This window comes from Rosenbergiella nectarea (assembly GCF_900111105.1).
Taxonomy (GTDB): Bacteria; Pseudomonadota; Gammaproteobacteria; order Enterobacterales; family Enterobacteriaceae; genus Rosenbergiella; species Rosenbergiella nectarea.
On record NZ_FOGC01000005.1, the window covers coordinates 23,332 to 30,402 of the forward strand.

7 protein-coding genes are annotated in these 7,071 nt (G+C 47.5%); 5 read left to right on the forward strand and 2 right to left on the reverse strand.

The features are described 5' to 3' along the window. The first annotated feature begins 26 nt into the window (after positions 1 to 26). From dacD to BMX14_RS07325, 5 genes are all read left to right on the forward strand, one after another. A complete protein-coding gene (dacD, locus tag BMX14_RS07305) occupies positions 27 to 1,196 on the forward strand; it encodes a serine-type D-Ala-D-Ala carboxypeptidase DacD (RefSeq protein ID WP_177173108.1) in 1,170 nt (389 codons plus the stop codon). A gap of 103 nt (positions 1,197 to 1,299) precedes the next feature. Beyond that, positions 1,300 to 2,364, forward strand: a complete 1,065-nt coding sequence (locus BMX14_RS07310; protein ID WP_092674889.1) for an FUSC family protein — start codon at positions 1,300 to 1,302, stop codon at positions 2,362 to 2,364. 60 nt (positions 2,365 to 2,424) lie between these two features. Continuing rightward, positions 2,425 to 2,754, forward strand: coding sequence for a DUF496 family protein (locus BMX14_RS07315; protein WP_092674892.1), 330 nt, complete (start codon positions 2,425 to 2,427; stop codon positions 2,752 to 2,754). A gap of 71 nt (positions 2,755 to 2,825) precedes the next feature. Further along, positions 2,826 to 3,734 (forward strand): ketopantoate reductase family protein, encoded by a 909-nt coding sequence (locus tag BMX14_RS07320; RefSeq protein WP_092674895.1) that lies wholly within the window; start codon positions 2,826 to 2,828, stop codon positions 3,732 to 3,734. Between the two features lie 135 nt (positions 3,735 to 3,869). Further along, positions 3,870 to 5,417 (forward strand): APC family permease, encoded by a 1,548-nt coding sequence (locus BMX14_RS07325; RefSeq protein WP_092674897.1) that lies wholly within the window; start codon positions 3,870 to 3,872, stop codon positions 5,415 to 5,417. A 74-nt stretch (positions 5,418 to 5,491) separates the two neighbouring features. Here the strand turns inward: BMX14_RS07325 and BMX14_RS07330 are convergent, their stop codons facing one another. Together BMX14_RS07330 and BMX14_RS07335 are read right to left on the reverse strand one after the other, a co-directional pair. Continuing rightward, a complete protein-coding gene (locus BMX14_RS07330; RefSeq protein WP_092674899.1) occupies positions 5,492 to 5,890 on the reverse strand; it encodes a VOC family protein in 399 nt (132 codons plus the stop codon). Positions 5,891 to 5,917: 27 nt separating this feature from the next. After that, positions 5,918 to 6,394 carry a nuclear transport factor 2 family protein gene (locus BMX14_RS07335; RefSeq protein WP_092674901.1) on the reverse strand — a complete coding sequence of 159 codons (477 nt, stop codon included), beginning with the start codon at positions 6,392 to 6,394 and terminating at the stop codon, positions 5,918 to 5,920. Positions 6,395 to 7,071: the final 677 nt, after the last annotated feature.

Genomic DNA, 7,071 nt, shown 5'->3' on the forward strand with positions numbered 1-7,071 from the left:
AACAGTTGAGATAACCGAGGATTATTTTGAAAAGGCGCGCCACTCTAGTTGTTACTTCTTTAGTTTTTTATGCTGCGCATACTTTCGCGCAAGATGATGCATTACCTTTCTCCTTAGCGCCGCCTTCTATTGATGCAGCCTCATGGGTCCTAATGGATGCTAAGACCGGCCAAATCTTAACCGCTGGTAATCCCGATGAGCAACGCAATCCGGCAAGTTTAACGAAATTGATGACCGGGTACGTCGTTGATCGCGCTATCGATCAAAAACGTCTCACGCGTGATGATAAAGTCACCGTGGGTCAAGATGCTTGGGGCACGGGTAATCCAGTATTTAAAGGTTCATCGTTGATGTTCCTAAAACCGGGCGATGTGTTAACGGTTCGTGATCTGAGTCGTGGGGTGATTATTGATTCCGGCAATGATGCCTGTGTTGCCTTGGCCGATTATGTTGCCGGTAGCCAAGAAAATTTCGTCGGCTTGATGAATCACTACGTGGCGAAGCTAGGTTTAAAAAATACCCACTTTGAAACCGTTCACGGGTTGGATGCACCGGGGCAGCACTCAACTGCGCGTGATTTAGCGATTCTGTCTAAAGCCATCATTGATGGTGAACCTGATTTCTATCAGATGTATAGTGAGAAAACGTTAACGTGGAACGGTATCACACAAAATAACCGTAATGGGTTATTGTGGGATAATAGTTTGCATGTCGATGGATTGAAAACCGGTCATACAGAAACCGCGGGCTTTAACATCATTGCTTCCAATGTTGTCGGTAATCACCGTCTGATTGCCGTGATCATGGGCGGTAAAAGTTCGAAGGGACGTGAAGAGCAGGCACGTAAACTGTTAGTCTGGGGACAGAATAATTTTGATACCGTGCAACTGTTCCACGCAGGCCGAGCGATCGGCAATGAAAACGTCTGGTACGGTAACCCTCATACTGTTGCAGTCGGAAGCGATAAAGACCTTTATTTATCACTACCAAAAAATGAGATTAATAACGTCAAAGCGAAATACATCATTGACAAAAAAGAGCTTGAAGCGCCACTGACGGCGAACCAGCCCATTGGTCAAATCAAAGTGATGGATAAGGATCAAGAACTCGCTAGCTATCCGTTGGTTGCGTTGCAACCCGTCGCCGAGGCAGGGATCTTTACTCGCGCGATTGATTACATTAAACGCAAATTCTAAGCGTAAAAGCCTCGTTCGCGAGGCTTTTTTACTTTTATGGTTAAAAAATGCGATGAGTAAGGGTACACTGCCTACCATTATCTTCTAACACTTAGCGCGAGCTGTGAAAACTGATAAACCCCTCTCAACACTCGAATATTGGCTTTATAGACACTATCGCTGGGTCCATGGCGTCCGTATAGCCATAGCGTTCTTAGCCTCCTTCATGCTCATCCGGATATTGAATATACCCGAAGGAAGTTGGCCCTTAATTACCTTGGTGGTGGTGATTGGACCGATCTCCACTTGGGGGAATGTCTTCCCACGGGCAATACAACGGATTGTTGGTACAGTGCTTGGTTCAATTTCAGGTCTGATAGCACTGAAACTCGAAATGATCTCGTTGCCTCTTATGCTTGGCTGGTGTGGAATTGTGATGTTCTTTTGCGGTTATCTAACCCTAGGTAAACGCCCTTATATGGCATTATTGATTGGTATTACGCTCGGGGTTGTGGTCGGTGCGCCGGCCGGCGATTTCCTTACGGCATTGTGGCGCGGAGGAGACGTCGTCTTTGGTTGCTTACTCTCGATATTTTTCACGGGAATTTTTACGCAACGCGCCTACGTATTCTGGCGGTTACGATTAGCTGATGCGTTGGTGGATAGCCGTAAAATCTATCACACGGGATTATCGTCAAATCTTCTTGAAAAACCGCGATTAAATAAGCCGTTGCAAAAGTTATTGACGTCACTCATCAAAATGAGAAGCCTACTGGAGCCAGCCTGTAAGGAGACGCGTATTCCGCGTTCGGTATTTGAAGGTATTCAGACCATTCAACGCAATATGGTCAATACCATGGAGATGCAAATCAACGCATGGTGGTCATCACGCGAAAGCCATCTGTTGTTGCTTAATGCGCCGACTTTGCGTCGTACCCAAGCCACGACAGAACAAATGTTGGACGCCTTGGCCGATATGCTGCGTAATGGCGTCAGTGAAAGCGATCAGCTTGCGTTAAGTAGTGCGGCGATGGATGAAATTACCGGCGAACTCACTGAGCTGCTTGCCCAAGCTGAACATGCTAAGGCAGAATTGACCCCAGTTTATGGTTATGTCTGGTTAAGTTTGGAATTAACGAAACAATTAGAAAGAATGCGAGAGCTTATCCGTTTAGCGCTGCGTCGTTAAACGGCTTTTAAATCCGAGAAATCTATCCCCTGCGTAGCAGGTTTAACTAAAGGTGTTGTCATGGAAAATGCAAAACAGTCATTCCAGGATGTACTTGAGTTTGTAAGAATGTTTCGTCGTAAAAATAAGCTGCAGCGTGAAATTACTGACAACGAGAAAAAGGTACGTGATAATCAGAAACGCGTATTACTGCTCGACAACCTCAGCGAATATATCAAGCCAGGGATGAGCGTCGAAGCAATACAAGAGATTATTGCGAGCATGCGTAGCGATTACGAAGATCGTGTTGACGAGTACATCATTAAAAATGCAGAGCTTTCCAAAGAGCGTCGCGATTTGTCGAAAAAACTGAAAGTGCTGGGCGAGAGCAAAGCGCAAGACACTAAATAAAAATAAGGCCTGATGATTCAGGCCTTTTTTTCATCAAGAGAAAACAACGTCGATAAATTAGGGCCGAATCGATGAAAATTTTAGTGGTAGGGGCGGGTGCAACGGGCGGATATTTTGGTGCAAGATTGGCGCAAGCCGGACATGAGGTGGCGTTCTTAGTGCGTGAGGGGCGAGCACAACAGCTAGCCGATGAGGGATTAGTGGTCAAAGGCTTTCACGAAACCGTCAACCTAACGCCTACTCTCCTCACCGCAGAGACACTGACTGATAACGCCTGGCAGCTGATTATTCTCGCCGTCAAACACCCCCATTTAGCGCAAGTCATCGAACAGATCCGTCCCGCGGTAAGCGATAAGACCTATATTCTGCCGTTACTCAATGGCATGGATCATATTGCCGCCTTACAACACCAGTATGGTGATCGCGTCTTGGGGGGCTTATGTCAAATCTATGCGACGCTCAATGCGAAAAATGAGATTGAGCAAGTAACGTCTCTTCACCGGATAAGTTTTGGTGCGTTGTCCCCGGTGCAACAGAAGGGGGTGATGGCTCTCGCTCAGCAGTTAGAAGGGGTGGCCTTTACCCTTCAAGCGAGTGACGATATTACCAGTGAGATGTGGGAGAAATACCTCTTTCTCAGTACGCTCGGCGGAGTAACCTGTTTGGCTCGGGCCGATACCCAACGCATTCTCTCGACCTCTGGTGGAGCACAGTATATTGAGACGCTCTTTACCGAGGTATTGAGTGTCATAACGGCTGCGGGCTATCGTCCGCGCTCAAAAGTGATCAATCAACTGCTGAAGACCTTGCTGAATATCGAGACGCCTCTCGTCTCTTCACTTTATCGGGATGTGATGGCCGGTAATGTGTCAGAAAGCCGAGCGATCGTGGGGGCTTTAGTCGAGCGGGCTGTTGAAACTCAGCAATATATTCCGGTTTTACGCGCCTGTTGGGTTCAGTTACAGCTGGCGAGTGGATGAATGGCGTAAGATGTTTTCAATGATGTACAGTACATATAGCCATTAATATTTAACTTTTTATTTACTTAAATTGGCATAGAACCTGCTTTATCCCCGTTGTAGTTCACAATAAAAACAAGACAGGGGAAAATGCTTATGGCAAAGGGTGAATCGAAAAAAAAACTCAGCTTAGTCGACTTATCATTACTCGGTATCGGGTCGATGATCGGTTCGGGTTGGCTGTATGCAGCGTTAAATAGTTCAGGTTATGCGGGAGGAAATACAGGGTGGGCGTGGACCTTAGGCGCTATCATTGTCTTATTAATCGGATTGGTGTCGGCAGAACTCTCTGCGGCGATCCCTCGTGCAGGGGGGTTTGTACGGTATCCTAATTATTCCCACGGTAATATCGTCGGTTTCGTGATTGGGGTCAGTTCACTATTAGCTTATACCAGTACGGCGGGCGTTGAAGTCGAGGCAGTCAGGCAATATGCGCTGTACTGGTGGCCAGCACTAGGCCACAGCGATGGAAATCCGACGACGCTCGGGTTTGCGGTACAGATTGGACTGCTGGTGATCTTCTTCCTACTTAACTATTGGAGTGTCAGCGTTTTCGGCCGCGTGAATACGATTATCACGACCTTTAAGTTTATCGTGCCATTAATTACCATCGTTACATTGCTACTTTATTTTAACTCGGCCAACTTACAGGTTCCGCCTGCGCCTCCTGGTGGTGCACACGGTGTTTTCACCTCGCTAACCGGCGCAGGTATTGTCTTTGCATACCTAGGCTTTCGGCAAGCCGTCGACTTTGCCAGTGAGGCGAAAAATCCACAACGCAATGTGCCGATCGCCATCTGTATCGCGATCGCTGTTAGCTTTGTTATCTATCTTGCCTTGCAATATGCGTTTATGGGGGCGGTGCCGAGCGACGTACTTTCTGCGCATGGCTGGGCAGGATTGAAAGCGATTTTTCAATCGCCTTATGCTGATTTAGCACGCAGCTTAGGCTTGATGTGGTTAATCAATCTAATATTAGTCGACGCAGTCATTTCCCCGGCAGGAACCGGCAACATCTATCTGGCGAGTGCGGCGCGGGTGCTTTTTGCCCTCGCACGTAACGGACATCTCTGGAAGAGTGCTGGCGAGGTAGACGAAAAGTCGGGCGTGCCACGCGGTGCACTATGGCTGGCGTTAATCTTATCGATTGCCTGGACCTTACCCTCTGAATTTCAAGTATGGGGGGGATTGATCGGTGCGGTGACCTCTGCCACGGTCTTTACCTACATGCCTGGGCCGGTGACCTTAGCCGCGTTTCGTACCCATCTGCCAGCATTACATCGACCTTTCCGTTTACCGATGGCGGCTATTTTAAGCCCGCTCTCTTTTGTCGCCAGTACGCTGTTGATCTACTGGAGTGGTTGGCCGGTGAACGAAATCCTCATCCCAATCTTTATCGTCGCGTGGGTCGGTTATGCACTGTTAAGCAGAAAGAGTCCTACCTATAAGCAAGATATTGCCTGCAGCTGGTGGCTATTAGCCTATTATATTGCGATGCTGATCCTCTCTAAAATAGGGACCTTCGATGGGCTAAATCTGCTCAGTACTCCGCTGGATATGATCATTGTCACGGTGGTGGCGTTGATCTGCTATTACTGGGGAGCCAAAACCAGTATCGCGAAACCGATCATTGTCGAAGAGTAAACTCGCGTTGAGGCCCAGAGAGTTCGCTCTCTGGGTATTGCTTAGGGGGGCATCGAGCGCGTAGCATATTTTCTCTAATAAAATTCCATCCCTGGGTAAGGATAAAGACGGCAATAATCCATGCGGCTTTCAAGGTTTCCCGCATGCACTTCAAGCTTATGACCATCCGGATCGAAGAAATAGAGCGACCCACCTTCACTTTTATTTAGTTTCCACTCTTCCACTCCCTTTAGCCTCATCTGCTCAACTAAGGTAGTCAAGGCATCGGGCGAAACGGTAAACGCATAGTGGGTATAATCCATTTTTTCGCCAACGGTGTCGAGACTAAGGCATAGCCATAACTCCCCCAATGAGAGATAAGCCCCGGTATTCCACTTCGTTTTCGGGACAAAGCCTAATAATTCGGTATAGAACGCCCAGCTTCTCGCAACATCACTGACGGCGAGAGTAAGATGATTTAGGCCCGTTAACATAACCCTCTCCGTTAATAAACAAACCCACTAAAGTCCCAAATCAGATAGCCCAGGATGGTCTACAGGTCGCTTACCTAAGGGCCAATGAAATAGCCTCTCACTCTCGGTGATCGGCTTGTCATTGATGGAGGCGTGGCGGTGAGTCATCAGTCCCTCATCATTAAACTCCCAGTTTTCGTTTCCGTAAGACCGAAACCAGTTACCCGAATCGTCTTGCCATTCATACGCGTACCTTACTGCAATACGATGAGTGTCAAAGGCCCATAGCTCTTTTATTAACCGATAATTTATTTCTTTCTGCCATTTACCTTCAAGGAAGTGAGCCGCTTGCTGTCGATTCTCGATAAACGTAATACGATTTCGCCAGCGGGTATTCAATGAATAAGCCAATGCGACTTGTTTAGCATTACGGCTATTCCAGCCATCTTCGGCATGCCGTACTTTTTGTATGGCGGATTCCAAGGTAAACGGGGGAAGAGGGGGACGGAGTGAATTTGCCGTCATAAACGTTATTCCTGTGTTAAGTGAGGTCCTTATCCTAACGCAGAATGACTCAAAATTATGCTAAAGAAAAAAAGCGCTATAAAGCAGGTTTTGGTGTAGGCAACCTCAAGAAATACTTAATTACAATGTCATCCCCGTCATGATTCTACTGTTTAGGGGCAGAATGAAGAGGTCAGGCAGGAGATCCCAGAACCCAAGCAGCGCAGCGCCCTGTATAAATGGCTGAACGGTGATCACGAAGCAATCGACTATCAGCGGGCGACAGCCGCTGCGACGAGCGCTGCGAATGCGCAGACGGCTGTTGAAGGTGCCAATGTTCTTGGCCTGATAGTTGGCAGTGCCATTACGTCAGGAACCTGGGCAGTAAAACTGGGTGAAATAAGCAATGAAGTTATAGTCGGGGATAAAAATAAACTAATATCGAAATTAGAGAACCCATTGGATGAAAGATTGGCAGGCACGCTGGATAGTGTAAGTTTCTGCCCATGTGGGGCGAGATCCATCCCGTCAATCTCGGTTGGCTAAATGAGGATACGGCCACTCAGATGTTAATTGGCAACCAGCGAGTTTACTGCCGCTGGATAATCAGCAATACAGACTGCTTTGGGTTAACACTTTGGATAGAGGCCGATTAATGCTGAATGTTGTGATCTGAATACAAACATCAACTTTTACGT

Coding starts and splice junctions, on each gene's coding strand:
- BMX14_RS07315 (WP_092674892.1), top strand. CDS start 2,425: ATGGAAAATGCAAAACAGTCATTCCAGGATGTACTTGAGTTTGTAAGA.
- BMX14_RS07320 (WP_092674895.1), top strand. CDS start 2,826: ATGAAAATTTTAGTGGTAGGGGCGGGTGCAACGGGCGGATATTTTGGT.
- BMX14_RS07325 (WP_092674897.1), top strand. CDS start 3,870: ATGGCAAAGGGTGAATCGAAAAAAAAACTCAGCTTAGTCGACTTATCA.
- BMX14_RS07330 (WP_092674899.1), bottom strand. CDS start 5,890: ATGTTAACGGGCCTAAATCATCTTACTCTCGCCGTCAGTGATGTTGCG.
- BMX14_RS07335 (WP_092674901.1), bottom strand. CDS start 6,394: ATGACGGCAAATTCACTCCGTCCCCCTCTTCCCCCGTTTACCTTGGAA.